Origin of the sequence: Pseudooceanicola endophyticus (assembly GCF_018760365.1) — a bacterium.
GTDB classification, from domain to species: Bacteria; Pseudomonadota; Alphaproteobacteria; order Rhodobacterales; family Rhodobacteraceae; genus Pseudooceanicola; species Pseudooceanicola endophyticus.
Window position 1 is genome coordinate 471,316 of record NZ_JAHIAB010000001.1, and the last position, 17,198, is coordinate 488,513.

Here is a 17,198-nt window from a genome sequence, read left to right on the forward strand (position 1 = left end):
CCTGCCATGCAAGACCTGTTCCCGGCGGATGACGCCTTCGTCGCCCATCTGCGCAGCCTGCTGCCCGAAAAGGCCTTCCGCGACGATCCCGCCCCCTACCTGAGGGAGCCCCGCGGCACCTGGAAGGCCCAGGCGGGCGTGGTCGTGGCCCCTGCCGATACGGCAGAGGTCTCGGTGGTGATGCGGGCCTGTCACGCCGCCCGGGTGCCGGTGGTGCCCTATGGCGGCGGCACCGGTCTGGTCGGCGGCCAGGTCATGCCCGAGGGCCCCGCCCCGGTGGTTCTGTCGCTGGAACGGATGAACCGCATCCGCCGCGTCCTGCCCGAGGAAAACGTCATCGTCACCGACGCGGGCGTGCTGGTCGAGGATCTGCACCGCGCTGCCACCGAAGCAAACCGGGTCTTCCCGCTCAGTTTCGGGGCCCAGGGCTCGGCCCGCATCGGCGGCAGCCTTGCGACCAATGCGGGCGGGCTGAACGTGCTGCGCTACGGCACCACGCGCGATCTCTGCCTCGGGCTCGAGGTGGTGATGGCCGACGGTCGGGTGATGGACCTGCTGAAGCGGCTCCGGAAGGACAACACCGGCTACGACCTGCGCGACCTGATGGTGGGATCCGAGGGCACGCTGGGGGTGATCACCGGGGCGGCGATGAAGCTCTTCCCCCGCCCCGCCCGCAATGCGACCGCGCTGATGGTGGTACCCTCGCCGGCGGCGGCGCTGAAACTGCTGGCCTGCGCCCGCGACATCGCCGGAGAGACCATCACCGGGTTCGAGCTGATCTCCGGTCAGGGGCTGGAATTCCTCAAGGACGAGCTTCCCGATATCCGCCGCCCCTACGATCCGACGCCGGAGTGGATGGTGCTGACGGAACTGGGCACGCCGGCCCGCGTCGATCCCCAGGCTCTGCTGGAAGAGATCTTCGCGGCCGGCCTGGAGGCAGGGCTGGCCTCCGACGGGATCATCGCCCAGAGCGAGGCCCAGGCGGCCGAGCTCTGGACCATGCGCGAAACGATCCCGGAGGGAAACCGCCTGACCGGCGCGATCTCCTCCCACGATGTCTCGCTGCCGCTCTCGGAGATCCCCGCCTTCATCGAGGAGGGCCGCGCAAAGCTTGCCGAACTCGGGCCGTTCCGGCTGAACTGCTTCGGCCACCTGGGCGATGGCAACCTGCATTACAACGTCTTCCCGCCCCGGGGCGAGAAGCGCGATGCCTACATGCCCCGCAAGGCCGAGTTCATGCGCCTGATCCACGACCTGGTCCAGGCCCATGGCGGCGCCTTCAGCGCCGAACACGGCGTCGGTCGCCTGAAGGTCGATGACCTCGCCCGCTACGCGGATCCGCTGAAGCTGGAGATGATGCGCGGCATCAAGGCGCTTTTCGATCCGCGGGGCATCCTCAACCCCGGCGCCCTGATGGACTGAAATCGCGGCAAGGGGGCGCTGCCCCCGTCTCCTTCGGAGACTCCCCCGGGATATTTTCGGCCAGATGACAGGAAGCGCGTGGCTCTTTCATCTGGCCGAAAATATCCCCGCCGGAGGCCGTGGCCGCCGCCTCCGCAGGGGGCGGCGGCCACGTCATTGCTCAGGCGCCTTCGAAGGCGCAGAGGGCGTGGACGTTCATGCCCATGTCCGCCAGGCGCTTGCGGCCACCGAGCTCTGGCAGGTCGATGACGAAGGCGCAGCCGGCGATTTCGCCCCCCAGACGCCGCACCAGCTTGATGCCGGCCTCTGCCGTGCCGCCGGTGGCCAGAAGGTCATCGACGATCAGCACGCGCTCGCCCGGGGCGATGGCATCGTCGTGGATCTCGACCTCGGCGGCGCCATATTCCAGCGTGTAGCTCTCACCGATCACCGCACCCGGCAGCTTGCCCTTCTTGCGCACCGGCACGAATCCGATGGACAGCTGGTGCGCGATCGCGCCGCCCAGGATGAAGCCGCGCGCCTCAAGTCCCACCACCTTGTCGATGCGCTGCCCGACGAAGGGATCGAGCAGCTGGTCGATGGCCAGCCGCAGCCCGCGCGGATCGGCGAACAGGGTCGTCACGTCACGGAACTGGATCCCCGCATGCGGGAAATCCGGAATGGTGCGAATGTAGTCCTTGACGGTCTTCATGAGACGCTCCTTGAGGCAAAACCCGGCCCTGATGCCGCAAGCGCGGCGTCAAGGCAAGCGCACCCCCGGGTCAGCGCAGAACCCGCCCCGCCACCGCGTCGAGCCGGGCCAGAAGCGCGGGGTCGCGCCGCTCGGGGGCCGTCATGATCGCGTGATCAAGCGCATGGTCGCAGCCCGCCTTGCAGGCCCCTGCCCGGGGCAGCAGCCTGGCCAGATTGGCGACCGTGGTGCGGGCATGATCGCCGTTCGCGCGCAGCACCTGGCCGATCACCTTGATGTCCACTGCCCCGTGGTCGGGATGCCAGCTGTCGTAATCAGTGACCATGGCGACGGTGGCATAGTGCAGCTCGGCCTCACGGGCGAGCTTGGCCTCGGGCATGTTGGTCATGCCGATCACGTCCGCCCCCCAGCTTTCGCGGTACATCCGGCTTTCCGCGAGGCTGGAGAACTGCGGCCCCTCCATCGCCAGATAGGTGCCGCCCTCGTGCACGGTGACGCCCGCCTGCCGCGCCGCCTGCGCCGCCAGCACCGCCAGCACGTCGCAGACCGGATGCGCCATCGAGACATGCGCCACGCAGCCCGAGGAGAAGAAGCTTTTCTCACGGTTCACGGTGCGGTCGATGAACTGGTCGACAAGGACGAAATCCCCCGGCGCCATCTCTTCCCGGAATGATCCGCAGGCCGAGAGCGAGACCACATGCGTCGCCCCCAGCCGTTTCAGCGCGTCGATATTGGCGCGGTAGGGGATGTCGGTCGGGGCATGGACATGGCCGCGACCATGGCGCGGCAGGAAGGCGATGGGTCGCCCCTCGAAGCGCCCTGTCAGCACCGCATCCGAGGGCGCGCCCCAGGGCGTGTCGACCTCCTGCCACCGGGCCTCTTCCAGACCGTCGATCCCGTAGAGGCCCGAGCCCCCGATCACCGCCAGCATCGCCTCTGCCATGCGCCATCCCCTGTGTGCGTCTCATTGCGCGCCATCCTGCCCCCTGCCGCAGAGCGCTGCAAGCGCAGCCCCGGGCCCGCCTTTGGGGCCCCGCAGGCGCCCGCAAGCTTGTCGCAGGGGGCCAAAGCCGCTAACCGGGGCGCTGACACATTCGAAACTGACGACAGAACCGGGAAGAGAGCCATATGCCGAAGAACGAATTCGGAGCATTCGCCAAGCGCATCACCCTGCCCGACCTGCGGATCTCTCCGACCGAGGGGATGTCGCTTGACCGGCTGCGGATCGAGTTCCTGGCCGGGCTGACCACCTCGCTCGCGCTGGTGCCCGAGGTGGTGGCCTTCGCCTTCGTGCTGGGGGTGAACCCGGTGAACGGCCTCTACGGCGCGGTTTTCCTGTGCCTGATCACCGCGATCCTGGGCGGGCGGCCCGGCGTGATCTCGGGGGCGGCGGGATCGACCGCCGTGGTGCTGGTGTCGCTGGTGGCAAAATACGGTATCGAATACCTCTTTGCCACGGTGATCCTGGCCGGGATCATTCAGATCTTCGTCGGGCTGATGCGATGGGGCAAGTTCATCAGGCTGGTGCCCCATCCGGTGATGCTGGGCTTCGTCAACGGCCTGGCGATCATCATCCTGATGGCCCAGCTGGAGCAGTTCCACCTGCCCGGCACCGCCCATGATCCGGGCCCGACGCAATGGATCACCGGCCCGACGCTGTGGATCATGATCGGCCTCGTGGTGCTGACCATGGGGGTGACCCACCTGATGCCGCGCCTGACCAAGCTGGTGCCGGCGCCGCTGGCCGCGATCATCGTCACCGCCGCCCTGGTGCTGATCTTCGGGCTGAACGTGCCCGATGTGGGCGACATGGCGCATCTGAAGGGCGTGCTGCCCTCCTTCCACGTGCCGATGGTGCCCTTCACCTTCGAGACGCTGAAGATCATCCTGCCCTATGCCGTCATCATGGCCGCCGTCGGCCTGATCGAAAGCCTGCTGACCCTCAACCTGGTCGGAGAGATCACCGGCCAGCGCGGCGGCGCCAGCCAGGACTGCGTCGCCCAGGGCACCGCCAACATCTTCGCCGGCGCCTTCACCGGCATGGGCGGCTGCGCCATGATCGGCCAGTCGATGATCAACATCCGCTCCGGCGGGCGCACCCGGATTGCCGGGGTGGTCGCGGCGCTCTTCGTGCTGTCCTACATCCTCGTGGCCTCGCAGCTGATCGAGCTGATCCCCCTGGCCGCCCTGGTCGGCGTCATGCTGATCGTGGTGATCGAGACCTTCGCCTGGAACTCGTTCAAGATCATGGCCAAGGCGCCGCGCATGGACGCCGCCGTGATCGTCATCGTCACCGTGGTGACGGTGCTGACGGACCTGGCCACTGCCGTGGTCATCGGGGTGATCATCTCGGCGCTGGCCTATGCCTGGAACAACGCCCGCCGCATCCATGCCTCGACCGAGACGGACGAGAGCGGCGCGAAGATCTACAAGATCCACGGGCCGCTGTTCTTCGGCTCCACCGATGGCTTCGCCGAGCTGTTCCGCGTGAACGAGGACCCCGAGCGCGTGATCGTCGATTTCGACGACAGCCGGGTGGTCGATCAGTCGGCGCTGCAGGCGATCGAGAGCCTGGCAGAGAAATACCAGGCCGCCGGCAAGGAGCTGCAGCTGCGCCACCTCAGCCCCGACTGCCACCGCCTGCTGACCCGGGCCGGCAGCCTGGTGGTCGAAAGCGACAACGATCCGGGCTACGGCCTGGCGGTGGACTACAAGGTGCGCACCGGCAGCTGAGCCGGGCACGGACCGGCCCCCGGGGCCGGTCCTTTCCTGCTGACGCGCTTACGTCTGACCCGGGCGCAGCAGTTCGAAGACCTCGGTCACGGCGGCATAGTCGCGATAGCCCAGCCGCGACATCGCCTGCACCTTCGTGACGTCATAGCGCCCATCGACCAGCATGTCGGGATGGATATGCACCCCCACCACCTCGCCGATGATCATGTGGTTGTTCTCTCCCGCAAGGCTCAGCACATGCAGCACCCGGCACTCCAGACTGGCCGGCGCTGCGGCCACCCGCGGACAGTCGATCTCCTGGCATTCGGCCTTTTCCAGCCCGGCGGCGACGAATTCGTCCTCGCCCGCCGGCAGGGCCCCGGTGGATATGTTCATCTCCTTCAGCAGCGACCGCGACACCAGGTTGGCACAGAAGACGCCGCTTTCCCGCGCCTGGGAAAAACTGTCCTTCGACACCGCCCGGTCGGGCTTCGCTCCCATGGAGGCGAACATCACCTGGGGCGGCGTGTCGGCCACCATGTTGAAGAAGGAATAGGGCGCCAGGTTGTCGCCCAGCCGTCCCCGGGTCGAAATCCAGCCGATCGGCCGCGGAGACACGATGGCCTTCAGCGGATTATGCGGCAGCGGATGGCCTTCGGCCGGACGATAGTACATGACTTGCCTCCTTCGGTTTGAAGCTTGGGTAAACCCGTGCTACCTGCCTTTCCAGCACTGAAAGAGAGACGACGCCAGAGATGTTCACCCTTGCGCCGGAAACGAAAGAGGATCTGTGGGAAGTCGAAGCCCTCTATGACCTCTGTTTCGCCCCCGGGCGCACCGCCCTCAGCTCCTACAGGCTGCGCGACGGTGTCGAGCCGGTCCGTGGTCTCTGCCTGGTGGCGCGCAACCAGGACGGCTCCATTGCCGGGGCGATCCGCTACTGGCCGGTGCTGGTCGGTCGCCACCGCACGCTGCTTCTGGGGCCCGTGGCCGTGCACCCGACCCACCAGGGCGAGGGGCTGGGCGCCCTGCTGATCCATTCCTCCCTCGACGAGGCCGCCGCCCAGGGCTGGACCCGGGCGCTGCTGGTGGGCGACTACCCCTACTATTCGCGCTTCGGCTTCGAACATCTCGACGGCGTCGAGATGCCCCCCCCCACCAACCCCGACCGGATCCTCGGTCGCGCACTGATCCTTGATGGCTGGCACGGCATCCGCGGCCAGGTCACCCGCGCCGACTGATCCCCATTTTCTTGTTCCAAATACCTCGGGGGTGAATTGCGCCTCCGGCGCAAGAGGGGGCAGAGCCCCCTTCCCTTCGCCCCTTCCCGGCCCCATCTTTGCCCCATGGCAGAGATCGACATCCGGGTCTTCCCCCCCGCCCGCATCACCCCGCTGACCGACACCGAGGTCGCCGCCGAAATCGCCGCCCTGGCCACCCGCTACCGGGAGGCCTCCGGGGCCGGCATCCGCGTCCTCAACATGCTGGGCAACCGCGCCGAGGGGCTGCTGGAGCGGCTGCCGCCGAAGGTGCGCAACCGGCTGGGCCAGGCCACCGAACAGGCCCTGCTGAGCGCGGTGCGGGCCGCCGAACGCTCCCGCGACATGGTGAAGGACCAGCCGGGCTGGGTGGACCGGGTGGTGACCACCGGGCTCGGCGCCGCCGGCGGGCTGGGCGGCCTGCCCTCGGCGCTGGCCGAGCTGCCGGTCACCACGACGATGCTGCTGCGCAGCGTGCAGGGGGTGGCGGCAGAATACGGCTTCGACCCGAAGGCCGCGAACGTGCAGTTCGATTCGATCCAGGTGCTGGCCGCCGCCGGGCCGCTCTCGGGGGACGACGGCGCCGACACCGGCTTCCTGACCGCCCGGATGACGCTGACCGGGCCGGCGCTGAACGCCATGCTGGGCAGCGTCGCGCCGAAGCTGGCCGCCGCGCTTGGCCGCAAGCTGGCGACCCAGATGGTGCCGCTGCTGGGGGCCGCCGCCGGCGCGGCCACAAACTTTGCCTATGCCCGCTACTACCGCGAAATGGCCCATGTGCAGTTCGGGTTGCGCCGGCTGGCCATCGATGCCGGCCAACCGCACGAGGACCTGGTCGATGCCCTGAGGGCCGAGCTGACCCGACAGCCGCGGGTCGAGGGATAGGCCCGGGGCATGGGGGCTCTGCCCCCTCTTGCGCCGGAGGCGCAATTCACCCCCGAGGTATTTCAAACAAGAAAATGAGGCTCAGTCAGGATCCGACAGGGTCCGGGGCTCCAGCACCAGGATGGTCGGGCGCGCGGGCAGGTCGCGCAGCGACAGCGTGACCTCGCTGAGGCCCGGGCGGGAGATTGCGAAACTGTCGGAGACCCGTTCCAGGAAGGCCTGGAGGCTGGCCCCCGAGAACCAGTGCATCGGCAGTACCAGCGAACTGCGCAGCCGCTCCACCACCCGCACCATCGAGTCGGTGTCGAGGGTCATGCCGCCATCCACCGGCACCATCACCACATCGAGCCGCCCGATGGCGGCATATTGCGCGTCATTGGGTTCGTGATGCAGGTGGCCAAGGTGGCCGATGCAGAGGCCTTCGACCTCGAAGATGAAGATCGAATTGCCGTTTTCCTCTACCCCGCCGCCCGCGCGGATGTCGGTCGAAACATTGCGCACCAGCATGTCGCCGACCTGGCGCAGGTGATCTGCGGGCTGACCGAAGGTTTCGGACCAGCCGCGCAGCACATGGGGGATCGCGGGATCGGGATGGGCGGTGAAATGGGTGCCATGGGCGTGGTTCATCGTCACGATGTCGGGCAGGAAGGCGGCACTGCCGAGATAGCCCGGATAATCCGTGACCGCAGAGACGCCGCCGGCGCTCTGGATCAGGTAGGCGGAATGGGTCAGGTAGCGCAGTCGCACGCTGTAATCGGGCACCGGATCGCTGTAGGCCGCCCTGTGGACGAGGCTGGCCCCCGGCAGCGCCTGGGCAATGGCGATGCAGTGGCTGACCGGGGCCCCTGTCTGCGCCTGAAGCGGGATCGGCAGCAGGGCGGCAAGGGCAAGGCAGGCGGAACGGATCATGGGGCACCTCCGCCGTCAGCCTAGCACGTCAGGCGGGCGCCCGGCGGCGCAGTGCCGCCTTCGGCGGGCCGAAACCGGACCCCTGCCCGAAAATTGACCCAAGGGCAGCTCTCTCAGCTGATCCCGGCGTCGGTGCGCCCGCGCCGATCCAGGCGCAGCGCCGCATAGAGCACATGGGTGCGCCAGCGGCCATTGATCTGGAGATAGCTCTGGGCCACGCCCTCGTACTTGAAGCCGCAGCTTTCCAGCAGCCGGCGCGAGGGGGTGTTTTCCGGCAGGCAGGCGGCCTCGATGCGCGAGAGGTCCATGCGGTGGAAGGCGTGGTGCACCACCGCCTCGATCGCCTCGCGCATGTAGCCCTGGCGGGCGTAGCGTTCGCCGATCCAGTAGCCCAGCGTCCCCGAGAGCGAGGGGCCGCGGCGGATATTGTCGAGGGTGATCGCCCCCAGCAGGATCTGGTCCTCGCGCCGGATCAGGAACAGCGGCAGTGCCGTGCCCCCGGAGATCGAGCGCTGTGCCCAGTAGACGCGGTTGGTGAAGCTGCGCCGCGTGAGGTGGTCTGACGCCCAGGTGGGTTCCCAGGGCGTCAGGAAATCGCGGCTGTCATCGCGCAGGCCGGTCCAGGGCCGGAAATCCGAATGGCTCGGCGGACGCAGGGTCAGCCGTTCGGTCTCGATCTGGACCTTGCGCCTGCCGCGCAGCATCAGGCAGCCCGGCGCGCCTGAAGGCCGGCATAGGCGGGGGCGCCCTTCACCGGTCCGTAGAGGGCCAGGGCCATCTTGGCCTGCACCGCCATTGCCTCGGCGTGGCGGCGCAGATCCTCGGGGGTCACCGCGTCGATCCGCTCGACCACCTCGGAGAGGTCGGGCACACGGCCCCAGATCTCGATCATGCGGGCCAGGCGTTCGGCGCGGGCCGAGCAACCCTCGAGGCCCATCAGCATCCCGGCCTTCATCTGGGCCCGGGCGCGGTCGGTCTCGGCCTGGGTCAGGCCATCGGCGGCGCGCTTCATCTCGTCCAGCACCAGCTCGGAGAGCTCGGCGACCTTGTCGCCGGAGGTGCCGGCATAGATCGTGGTCATGCCGCTGTCGGCATAGGCCCCGGCCTGGGCAAAGATCGTGTAGCACAGGCCGCGCTTTTCCCGCGCCTCCTGGAACAGCCGCGAGGACATGCCCCCGCCCAGCACCCCGGCATAGATCTGCGCCGCATAGGCATCGGGGTGGCGGTAGTCGGGGCTTTCGAAGCCGAAGGTCACATGGGCCTGTTCCAGCTTCTTCACCTTGCGCAGGTCGCCGCCGACGAAGCGGGCGGGCACCAGATCGGGCTGGCCGCGCGCCACCATGTCCCCGAACAGCTTTTCGGCCAGCGCGACGATCTGGTCGTGATCAACCGCCCCTGCCGCCGAGAGGATCATCTGGCCGGGGCCGTAATGTTCGGCCACGAAGCCCGAGAGATCCTCGCGGGTGAAGGCGCGCACGCGTTCTTCCGGGCCCAGGATGGTGCGGCCCAGGGGCTGACCCGGGTAGGCCTGCTCCTGCAGCCAGTCGAAGATGATGTCGTCGGGCGTATCCAGCGCCTGGCCGATTTCGGACAGGATCACGCCGCGCTCCATCTCGATCTCGCGGGCATCGAAGATGCTGTCGCGCAGGATGTCGGCGATGACCTCGAGCGCCAGCGGCACATCGGCCTGCAGCACGCGGGCGTAATAGGCCGTCACCTCGCGCGAGGTATAGGCGTTGATGTAGCCGCCCACGTCCTCGATCACCTCGGCGATCTGGAGCGCATTGCGAGTGTTGGTGCCCTTGAACGCCATGTGTTCAAGGAAGTGGGCAATGCCGTTCTGCTCGGGGCGTTCGTGGCGGCCACCGGCGCCCACCCAGATCCCGATCGAGGCCGATTGCAGCCCCGGCATGGTTTCCGAAACGATGCGGAAGCCGTTCTTCAGGGTCGTCAGCTGAACACTCATGCGCGCCTCCGGTCACGGACCAGCGCCTCGATGGCGGCAAGGTCATCGGCGACGCGGGTCACGCGTTCCTCCTTGTCGAACAGATCCGCCATGCGCGGCGGCAGGCCCGGACGGATGCCGCTGGCCGCTTCCACCGCATCGGGGAACTTCGCCGGATGGGCGGTGGCCAGGGTGATCATCGGGGTGGCGGGATCGCGCAGCTCTTCCGCGACCTTCACGGCCACGGCGGAATGCGGGCAGAGCAGCTCTCCGGTGGTCTCGCGCAGCCGGGCGATGGTGGCCCGGGTTTCCTCTTCCGAGCAGCGCCCCGAGGTGAACAGCTCCTGCAGCGCCTGAAGCGCGCCCTGGGGCACGGTGAAACCGCCCGCCTTCAGCTCGTCCATCAGCTGGGCCACGGCCTTGCCGTCCCGGCCCAGAGCATCGAACAGCGCGCGTTCGAAGTTGGAGCTGACCTGGATGTCCATCGACGGGCTGATCGAGGGGACGACGCCGTCGGGCTTGTATTCGCCGGTGGTCAGGCAGCGGTGCAGGATGTCGTTCTGGTTGGTCGCGACCACCAGCTTGCCGATCGGCAGGCCCATCTTCTTTGCGATGTAGCCCGCGAAGATGTCGCCGAAGTTGCCGGTGGGCACGGTAAAGCTGATCTCGCGGTCCGGCGCGCCAAGCGACACGGCAGAGGTGAAGTAGTAGACGACCTGAGCCAGCACCCGCGCCCAGTTGATCGAGTTGACGCCGGCAAGACCGACCTCATCGCGGAAGGCGAAATCGTTGAACATGTCCTTCACGCGGGCCTGGCAGGTGTCGAAATCGCCATCGACGGCCAGGGCGTGCACGTTCGCATCCTCGGGCGTGGTCATCTGGCGGCGCTGCACGTCGCTGACCCGGCCATGGGGGAACAGGATGAACACATCGACATTGTCGAGGCCCCGGAACGCCTCGATCGCGGCCGAGCCGGTGTCGCCCGAGGTGGCGCCGACGATGGTGATCTTCTGGCCGGTCTTGGACAGGGCGCACTGGAACAGCTGGCCGATCAGCTGCATGGCGAAGTCCTTGAAGGCCAGGGTCGGGCCGTGGAACAGCTCCAGCAGGAAATGGTTCGGGGCCAGCTGCACGAGGGGCGCGCGGGCGGCATGGCCGAAGCCCGCATAGGCGCGCGCGATGCAGCCGCGGAATTCCTCTTCAGTGAAGGTGCCGCCCAGGAAGGGCCACATCACGCGAAAGCAGGTTTCCTCGTAGGAGAGGCCGCCCAGGGCGCGGATTTCCTCCGCCGACAGCGTGGGGATCTCGGCAGGCACATAAAGGCCACCGTCCCGCGCCAGGCCCGTCAGCATGGCATCCTGGAAGGTCAGTTCGGGGGCCGTCCCCCGGGTGGAAATGTACTTCACGACGTCTCGCCTTTTTCCTGTTTCCGCATCCGATAAAACAGATAGGCGGTCATGACCAGCCAAACCGCCGCAAGGGCGAACCAGGTCACGGCATATTCCTTGTGATCGTTGCGGATTCCCCCCGTTCCGACCGGCGCGGCGCGCAGCACGCCGCCGCCCCCCGCCCCGTCCCGGCGCACCAGCAGAACCGGCTCGGTCGCCAGCACGTCGGCCATGCCCGACACGTCGCGCCCGTAGAACAACCGGTCCTCCAGATCGGGGCGCGGGGTCATGGCATCCACCTCGTCGGGCCAGAGCAGATTGCCCGTGACCCGCCCCGCGCCGCCTTCCGGGATCTCGGCGCCCTGCGGCACGAAGCCCCGGTCTACCATGATCCGCCGCCCGGCGGTGTCGAAGCGCTGCACGATGCGCCAGCCGGCGCCCTGCCCGTCGCGTGCCGATTGCACCCGCAGCGGCGCGCCCGTGAAATGCCCCTCGGCGGAAACCGCCAGGTAACGGTCGCGCTCCGGGTCGGGCGCGCGCGGCAGCGCGACCGGCGCGGCGGCGATCCGGGTCTCGATCCGCGCCAGCAGATCCTCCTTCCAGGCCAGCCGCCGCAGCTGCCAGCTCCCCAGGCTCAGCAGGATCGCCGCCCCGCCCAGCCCCAGCACCAGGACGCTCCAGATCCGCATTCCCCCTCCCTTCGCAAAAGGGGGCCCGGCCTCCTCCTGCCGCGCCCCCGTTTCATCTTTCCCCAAATATGCCCGCCGGAGGCTGCCGCGCCAGGGCGCGGCATTCCCCCGCGCCTACTGCCCCCAGATGTAGATCGAGGCGAAGAGGAACAGCCAGACGACATCCACGAAGTGCCAGTACCAGGCCGCGGCCTCAAAGCCGGTGTGGTTCTCGGGGGTGAAATGCCCGGCCCGGGCGCGCAGCAGGCAGACCAGCAGGAAGATCGTCCCGATGATCACATGCGCCCCGTGAAAGCCCGTCGCCATGAAGAAGGTGGCGCCGTAGATGTTGCCGCCGAAACCGAAGGCGGCATGGCTGTATTCATAGGCCTGGAAGGCGGTGAACAGCAGACCCAGCACGATGGCGATCAGCAGCCCGGCCTGAAGATCCTTGCGGTTGTTCTCGTGCACCAGGGCATGGTGCGCCCAGGTCGCCGCCGCGCCCGAGCACAGCAGGATCAGCGTGTTGATCAGCGGCAGGTGCCAGGGATCGAAGGTCTCGATCCCGGCGGGCGGCCACTGCCCGTCCACGGCGGGGCTGTCCGGCCCCATCGGATAGAGCGCATGTTTGAAGAAGGTCCAGAACCAGGCGCCGAAGAACATCACCTCGGACATGATGAACAGGATGAAACCGTAGCGCAGGCCGATCTTGACCACCGGCGTGTGGTCCCCGGCGGCGTTTTCCAGCACCGTGTCGCGCCACCAGCCGAACATCGTGTAGATCACGATCACCAGCCCGACGAGGAAGATCCAGAAGCGGCCCTCCGTCATCAGCTGCACCGCCCCGAAGAGCAGCAGGAAGGTCCCTACCGCCGTCAGGAACGGAAAGACCGAGGGGGTCAGGATGTGGTAGTCGTGGTTCTTCTCATGCGCCATCTGCGTGGCCCTCCCTCATGAGCATTCAGTTCAGCCCGCCCGACGCGCCCGGGGCCGAAGCTTCGGGCAGGTCGATCTCGTAGAATGTGTATCCCAGCGTGATGGACGAAATGTACTTCGCGTCGCGATCCTCGACCATCGCCGGATCGACGTAGAAGGTCACCGGCATCTGCACCGTCTCGCCGGGTTGCAGCACCTGCTCGGTAAAGCAGAAACATTCGATCTTGGTGAAAAAGCCCCCCGCCTCGTAGGGCGCCACGTTGTAGCTGGCCTGGCCGGCGATCACGCGGTCGGTGGGGTTGTGGGCCTCGTAGAAGGCCAGCCCCGTCTCGCCCACGTGCAGCGCCATCTCGCGCTGGACCGGCCGGAAGCTCCAGGCCATGTCGCGATCCGTCGCCGCCTCGAAGCGGATCTTGATCATCCGCTCCAGCATGTGATCGGGCGCGGCCTCGGCCCGCTGGGTGACGCCGCCAAAGCCGGTGACCGCGCAGAAATAACTGTAGGCCGGGACCGCCGCCCAGGCGAGAGACCCCATGACGACGATCACCGCGATCATCTGCCAGACGGTCCTCGTCTTGCGGTCCATGGCCATGTCAGTTTCCCCCGGTCTCCGTGGCAGCCCCCGCCGGCAGGCGGATGTCCTGGGTCTCGACCTTGACGAAGGTCAGGATGAAGATCAGCAGGCAGAACCCGGCCAGCACCCCGCCCAGGCCGATGTTGCGGCTTTTGCGGCGGCGGTGCAGCTCGTGTTCATGCGCCAGACCCATTCACCACCCCCCGAGGCCGTAAGGTTTCAGCAGGGCCTCCGCCATGATCGCGGCGAAATGCAGGAAGGTGTAGAACAGCGACAGCTTGAAGAACCAGCGCTCCACCTTGTAGTTGTCCGCCTCCGAAGCGGCCTCGTCGCGTTTCCAGATGCGCACGGCGCCCCAGAGGAACATCGCGTTCAGCACCACGGCGACGGTCAGGTAAATCGGCCCGCCGATCGAGGTGAAGGCCGCGCCCACCGCGACCGGCACCAGCAGCACCGTATAGGCCAGGATGTGGCGGCGGGTGGCCGGGCGGCCATGGGTGACCGTCAGCATCGGCACGCCGGCCTTGTCGTAATCGCCGCGCATGAACAGCGCCAGCGCCCAGAAATGCGGCGGCGTCCACATGAAGATCAGCAGGAACATCAGCACCGATTCCAGGCTGACGCTCCCGGTCACCACGGCCCAGCCGATCATCGGAGGGAAGGCGCCCGCCGCACCGCCGATGACGATGTTCTGCGGCGTCCAGCGCTTCAGCCACATGGTGTAGACGACGACGTAGAAGAAGATCGTGAAGGCCAGGAACAGCCCCGAGAACAGGTTCGTCGCCAGCGCCAGCATCACGCAGGAGAACCCCGAGAGCGCCAGCCCCAGCCCCAGCGCCTCTTCGGCCGAGACCTTGCCCGCCGGGATCGGCCGCTTGGCGGTGCGTTTCATCACCGCGTCGATATCCGCATCGTACCACATGTTGAGGGCGCCCGAGGCGCCACCCCCCACGGCGATGAACAGGATGGCGCAGAAGGCGATGAAGGGATGCACGGAGCCCGGGGCCGCCACCAGCCCCACAAGGGCGGTGAAGACCACGAGGGACATCACCCGCGGCTTCAGAAGAGCGAGGTAATCGCCGAAGCTGGCGTCGCCCTCCCGGACCTGCGGATCAATGCTTGCGTCGGTCATGTCTCGTCTCTTTCACATGCCACGGTCCGCCCCTCCCGGCGAAGCCGCGTCTATCCGCCCCGGCGGGGGCGCGGGAACTGCCCTAGGCTTCGGGCAGTTCCGAGAGCGGCACGAACCGTCCTGCTTCCCTGCTCGCCGCCAGCCAGGCGTCGTAGGTCTCCTGGGCGACCACCTTGACGGTGACCGGCATGTAGGCGTGATCCTTGCCGCAAAGCTCCGAGCACTGGCCGAAATAGATCCCCTCGCGCTCCGGGGTGAACCAGAGCTGGGCGAAACGGCCAGGCACGGCATCCTGCTTCACGCCGAAGGCCGGCACCGTCCAGGAATGGATCACATCGGCGCCGGTCACGGTCATGACCACGGTCTTGCCGACCGGCACCACCAGGGCGGTATCGGTCGCCAGAAGATATTCATCGTCGTTGTAACCGTAGGAAGCGAGTTCCTCCCGGGGTAACAGGAACCCCTCATACGCCAATCCGTCGGCCTGCGCATCCGTATATTCATATCCCCAGTACCATTGGTAGCCGGTGACCTTGATGTGGATGTCGCCTTCCGGAATGACCTGCTGCTTGAACAGCACCGGCAGGGAAAACGCCCCGATGAACAGCAGGATCAGCACCGGCACCAGGGTCCAGGTGACCTCAAGCGGGGCGTTGTGGGTAAAGCTTCGCGGCGTCGGGTTCGCGCGGCGATTGAAGCGCAGGATGCAGATCAGCAACAGGGCGCAGACCAGGATCACCACCGCCACGATGATCCACAGGATCATCCCCTCAAGCCAGTGCAGATCGCGGGCGATCTCGGTCGCGGCGGGCTGAAAGCCGATCCCGCCCGGGACGGGCTTGCCGATGACCTCCAGGTCCTGCGCCCGGGCGGGAATCGCCAGAAAGGCCGGCCCCAGCCCGGCCAGTTTCGTCAGGTGTCGCATGTCTTCTCCCGATCGGTTACGGCCGGCGCGCCTCCTGACGGGATGGCTCCCGTTGTTTCCTCCCGCGCGAGCCCCTATCCTCTGATGGACGACAACAATCGCTATGGTGGCATGACAGCCGCTTTTTTCGGCGCAAATCAAGAGAATCCTCTCTTCAGCGTTGAAAAAATTGAACTTTCACCTTCGGGTAGAACACGCATAGCGGGAAAGGATGGCTGCTAAATGACCGGAAACGCTCCTGAAACCCCGTTCCGCCCCTTCGAGACGATGCTGGACGAGGGCCGTGCCCTCGCCCTGCTGCGCGAGGCCGTGGCCGGGGCCGACGACGGGGAACTCTTCCTTGAACGCCAGCGCGGCGAGGTGCTGCATTTCGACGACGGGCGGGTGCGCACCGCCTCCTACGACACCTCCGAGGGCTTCGGCCTGCGCGCCGTGAAGGGCGAGGTCGCGGGCTATGCCCATTCGACCGAGATCTCCGAATCCTCGCTGAAGCGCGCGGTGGGCACCGCGCGGCTGGCGGTGGGCGACGGCGGCGGCATCATGGCCCCCGCGCCGCGCGCCACCAACCGCCACCTCTATGCAGAGCTGGACCCGATCGCGGGCCATTCCTTCCCGGTGAAGGTCGAGACGCTGCGCGAGATCGACGCCTTCTGCCGCGATCTGGATCCCCGGGTGGTGCAAGTCAGCGCCACCATCGCCGCCTCCTGCCAGGAGATCGAGATCCTGCGCCCCGAGGGCGGCATCGTGCGCGACGTGCGTCCGATGACGCGGGTCAACGTCTCGGTCATCGTCGAGGACAAGGGCCAGCGCCAGACCGGCACCGCCGGGGGGGGCGGGCGAATCGCCCTGGACGGGCTGCTGGAGGCCGCCGACTGGCAGGCCAAGGCCCGCGAGGCGCTGCGCGTCGCGCTGGTGAACCTGGAGGCGATTCCCGCCCCCGCAGGCATCATGGACGTGGTGCTGGGCAACGGCTGGCCGGGCGTCATGCTGCACGAGGCCGTCGGCCATGGCCTTGAAGGCGACTTCAACCGCAAGGGCACCTCGGCGTTCTCCGGGCTGATCGGCCAGCAGGTCGCCGCGAAGGGCGTCACCGTGCTGGATGACGGCACGATCCCCGACCGGCGCGGCTCGATCACCATCGACGACGAGGGCACGCCCTCGCAGCGCAACGTGCTGATCGAGGACGGCATCCTGGTGGGCTACATGCAGGACCGCCAGAACGCGCGGCTGATGGGCGTGGCGCCCACCGGCAACGGGCGGCGCGAAAGCTATGCCCATGCGCCGATGCCGCGGATGACCAACACCTACATGCTGGGCGGCGATGCCTCCCCCGAGGATATCGTGGCCGAGATGAAGGACGGCATCCACGCGGTCGGCTTCGGCGGCGGCCAGGTCGACATCACCAACGGCAAGTTCGTCTTCTCCTGCACCGAGGCCTATCTGGTGAAGAACGGCAAGCGCGTTGCCCCGGTGAAGGGCGCCACCCTGATCGGCGACGGCCCGACGGCGATGAAGAAGATCCGCGCGCTTGGCAACGACATGGCGCTGGATCCGGGCATGGGCAACTGCGGCAAGGCCGGCCAGTGGGTGCCGGTGGGCGTCGGCCAGCCCACGGTGCTGATCGGCGGGCTGACCGTCGGCGGTTCGGCCGCCTGACATCCTGGGCGGGCAGTCGCACAGCCCTGGCGCGACTGCCCGCCCATTTATTAAGATGTTATTAAGAATGATATTTACGGTTAATTAACCGCCCCG

18 protein-coding genes are annotated in these 17,198 nt (G+C 67.5%); 5 read left to right on the forward strand and 13 right to left on the reverse strand.

Translation table 11 applies throughout. The features are described 5' to 3' along the window. Positions 1-6 precede the first annotated feature (6 nt). Complete coding sequence (locus tag KM176_RS02255; RefSeq protein WP_160892272.1) at positions 7-1,422, forward strand: FAD-binding oxidoreductase; 1,416 nt, start codon at positions 7-9, stop codon at positions 1,420-1,422. 160 nt (positions 1,423-1,582) lie between these two features. Here the strand turns inward: KM176_RS02255 and KM176_RS02260 are convergent, their stop codons facing one another. Together KM176_RS02260 and KM176_RS02265 are read right to left on the reverse strand one after the other, a co-directional pair. Next, a complete protein-coding gene (locus KM176_RS02260) occupies positions 1,583-2,113 on the reverse strand; it encodes an adenine phosphoribosyltransferase (RefSeq protein WP_160892274.1) in 531 nt (176 codons plus the stop codon). A 70-nt stretch (positions 2,114-2,183) separates the two neighbouring features. Further along, the gene (locus KM176_RS02265; protein ID WP_160892276.1) at positions 2,184-3,056 is read right to left on the reverse strand and encodes an S-methyl-5'-thioadenosine phosphorylase; all 873 of its coding nucleotides are present in this window, start codon (positions 3,054-3,056) and stop codon (positions 2,184-2,186) included. Positions 3,057-3,241: 185 nt separating this feature from the next. On the opposite strand from KM176_RS02265, the gene KM176_RS02270 reads away from it, so the two are divergent. Beyond that, on the forward strand, positions 3,242-4,846 hold the full coding sequence (locus KM176_RS02270) for a SulP family inorganic anion transporter (RefSeq protein ID WP_160892278.1): 1,605 nt from the start codon (positions 3,242-3,244) through the stop codon (positions 4,844-4,846). 48 nt (positions 4,847-4,894) lie between these two features. On the opposite strand, the gene KM176_RS02275 is transcribed toward KM176_RS02270, so the two are convergent. Continuing rightward, positions 4,895-5,500: a flavin reductase family protein gene (locus tag KM176_RS02275; protein WP_160892280.1), complete on the reverse strand. Its 606-nt coding sequence runs from the start codon at positions 5,498-5,500 to the stop codon at positions 4,895-4,897. An 80-nt stretch (positions 5,501-5,580) separates the two neighbouring features. Here KM176_RS02275 and KM176_RS02280 point away from each other — a divergent pair, with 80 nt between their 5' ends. Together KM176_RS02280 and KM176_RS02285 are read left to right on the forward strand one after the other, a co-directional pair. Further along, on the forward strand, positions 5,581-6,066 hold the full coding sequence (locus KM176_RS02280) for a GNAT family N-acetyltransferase (protein WP_160892282.1): 486 nt from the start codon (positions 5,581-5,583) through the stop codon (positions 6,064-6,066). Between the two features lie 105 nt (positions 6,067-6,171). Next, on the forward strand, positions 6,172-6,969 hold the full coding sequence (locus KM176_RS02285) for an EcsC family protein (RefSeq protein WP_160892284.1): 798 nt from the start codon (positions 6,172-6,174) through the stop codon (positions 6,967-6,969). Between the two features lie 81 nt (positions 6,970-7,050). Here KM176_RS02285 and KM176_RS02290 read toward each other — a convergent pair whose 3' ends face one another. The 10 genes from KM176_RS02290 to coxB form a co-directional block, all read right to left on the reverse strand. Beyond that, positions 7,051-7,878 (reverse strand): MBL fold metallo-hydrolase, encoded by an 828-nt coding sequence (locus KM176_RS02290; RefSeq protein WP_160892286.1) that lies wholly within the window; start codon positions 7,876-7,878, stop codon positions 7,051-7,053. Between the two features lie 113 nt (positions 7,879-7,991). Continuing rightward, on the reverse strand, positions 7,992-8,582 hold the full coding sequence (locus KM176_RS02295) for a GNAT family N-acetyltransferase (RefSeq protein WP_160892288.1): 591 nt from the start codon (positions 8,580-8,582) through the stop codon (positions 7,992-7,994). Continuing rightward, entirely contained in the window at positions 8,582-9,844 is a 1,263-nt protein-coding gene (locus KM176_RS02300) for a M16 family metallopeptidase (protein WP_160892290.1), read from the reverse strand. The genes KM176_RS02295 and KM176_RS02300 overlap by 1 nt, the downstream gene beginning before the upstream one ends. Then, on the reverse strand, positions 9,841-11,229 hold the full coding sequence (thrC, locus tag KM176_RS02305) for a threonine synthase (RefSeq protein ID WP_160892292.1): 1,389 nt from the start codon (positions 11,227-11,229) through the stop codon (positions 9,841-9,843). The genes KM176_RS02300 and thrC overlap by 4 nt, the downstream gene beginning before the upstream one ends. Then, the gene (locus KM176_RS02310) at positions 11,226-11,900 is read right to left on the reverse strand and encodes an SURF1 family protein (RefSeq protein WP_160892294.1); all 675 of its coding nucleotides are present in this window, start codon (positions 11,898-11,900) and stop codon (positions 11,226-11,228) included. Before KM176_RS02310 ends, thrC begins: the two co-directional genes overlap by 4 nt. 114 nt (positions 11,901-12,014) lie before the next feature. Beyond that, positions 12,015-12,815 (reverse strand): cytochrome c oxidase subunit 3, encoded by an 801-nt coding sequence (locus KM176_RS02315; protein WP_160892296.1) that lies wholly within the window; start codon positions 12,813-12,815, stop codon positions 12,015-12,017. 25 nt (positions 12,816-12,840) lie between these two features. Continuing rightward, on the reverse strand, positions 12,841-13,407 hold the full coding sequence (locus tag KM176_RS02320) for a cytochrome c oxidase assembly protein (RefSeq protein WP_160892298.1): 567 nt from the start codon (positions 13,405-13,407) through the stop codon (positions 12,841-12,843). 1 nt (position 13,408) lies between these two features. Next, the gene (locus KM176_RS02325; RefSeq protein WP_202397714.1) at positions 13,409-13,582 is read right to left on the reverse strand and encodes a hypothetical protein; all 174 of its coding nucleotides are present in this window, start codon (positions 13,580-13,582) and stop codon (positions 13,409-13,411) included. Further along, positions 13,583-14,521: a heme o synthase gene (cyoE, locus tag KM176_RS02330; RefSeq protein ID WP_160892300.1), complete on the reverse strand. Its 939-nt coding sequence runs from the start codon at positions 14,519-14,521 to the stop codon at positions 13,583-13,585. 82 nt (positions 14,522-14,603) lie between these two features. Further along, positions 14,604-15,446, reverse strand: coding sequence for a cytochrome c oxidase subunit II (gene coxB / locus KM176_RS02335; RefSeq protein WP_160892302.1), 843 nt, complete (start codon positions 15,444-15,446; stop codon positions 14,604-14,606). A 222-nt stretch (positions 15,447-15,668) separates the two neighbouring features. On the opposite strand from coxB, the gene tldD reads away from it, so the two are divergent. Then, positions 15,669-17,102 (forward strand): metalloprotease TldD, encoded by a 1,434-nt coding sequence (tldD, locus tag KM176_RS02340; RefSeq protein WP_160892304.1) that lies wholly within the window; start codon positions 15,669-15,671, stop codon positions 17,100-17,102. Positions 17,103-17,198: the final 96 nt, after the last annotated feature.

What these genes read in the sequence shown, in the direction of transcription:
- KM176_RS02255 (WP_160892272.1), top strand. Translation starts at nt 7, where the DNA reads ATGCAAGACCTGTTCCCGGCGGATGACGCCTTCGTCGCCCATCTGCGC.
- KM176_RS02260 (WP_160892274.1), bottom strand. Translation starts at nt 2,113, where the DNA reads ATGAAGACCGTCAAGGACTACATTCGCACCATTCCGGATTTCCCGCAT.
- KM176_RS02265 (WP_160892276.1), bottom strand. Translation starts at nt 3,056, where the DNA reads ATGGCAGAGGCGATGCTGGCGGTGATCGGGGGCTCGGGCCTCTACGGG.
- KM176_RS02270 (WP_160892278.1), top strand. Translation starts at nt 3,242, where the DNA reads ATGCCGAAGAACGAATTCGGAGCATTCGCCAAGCGCATCACCCTGCCC.
- KM176_RS02275 (WP_160892280.1), bottom strand. Translation starts at nt 5,500, where the DNA reads ATGTACTATCGTCCGGCCGAAGGCCATCCGCTGCCGCATAATCCGCTG.
- KM176_RS02280 (WP_160892282.1), top strand. Translation starts at nt 5,581, where the DNA reads ATGTTCACCCTTGCGCCGGAAACGAAAGAGGATCTGTGGGAAGTCGAA.
- KM176_RS02285 (WP_160892284.1), top strand. Translation starts at nt 6,172, where the DNA reads ATGGCAGAGATCGACATCCGGGTCTTCCCCCCCGCCCGCATCACCCCG.
- KM176_RS02290 (WP_160892286.1), bottom strand. Translation starts at nt 7,878, where the DNA reads ATGATCCGTTCCGCCTGCCTTGCCCTTGCCGCCCTGCTGCCGATCCCG.
- KM176_RS02295 (WP_160892288.1), bottom strand. Translation starts at nt 8,582, where the DNA reads ATGCTGCGCGGCAGGCGCAAGGTCCAGATCGAGACCGAACGGCTGACC.
- KM176_RS02300 (WP_160892290.1), bottom strand. Translation starts at nt 9,844, where the DNA reads ATGAGTGTTCAGCTGACGACCCTGAAGAACGGCTTCCGCATCGTTTCG.
- KM176_RS02310 (WP_160892294.1), bottom strand. Translation starts at nt 11,900, where the DNA reads ATGCGGATCTGGAGCGTCCTGGTGCTGGGGCTGGGCGGGGCGGCGATC.
- KM176_RS02315 (WP_160892296.1), bottom strand. Translation starts at nt 12,815, where the DNA reads ATGGCGCATGAGAAGAACCACGACTACCACATCCTGACCCCCTCGGTC.
- KM176_RS02320 (WP_160892298.1), bottom strand. Translation starts at nt 13,407, where the DNA reads ATGGCCATGGACCGCAAGACGAGGACCGTCTGGCAGATGATCGCGGTG.
- KM176_RS02325 (WP_202397714.1), bottom strand. Translation starts at nt 13,582, where the DNA reads ATGGGTCTGGCGCATGAACACGAGCTGCACCGCCGCCGCAAAAGCCGC.
- cyoE (WP_160892300.1), bottom strand. Translation starts at nt 14,521, where the DNA reads ATGACCGACGCAAGCATTGATCCGCAGGTCCGGGAGGGCGACGCCAGC.
- coxB (WP_160892302.1), bottom strand. Translation starts at nt 15,446, where the DNA reads ATGCGACACCTGACGAAACTGGCCGGGCTGGGGCCGGCCTTTCTGGCG.
- tldD (WP_160892304.1), top strand. Translation starts at nt 15,669, where the DNA reads ATGACCGGAAACGCTCCTGAAACCCCGTTCCGCCCCTTCGAGACGATG.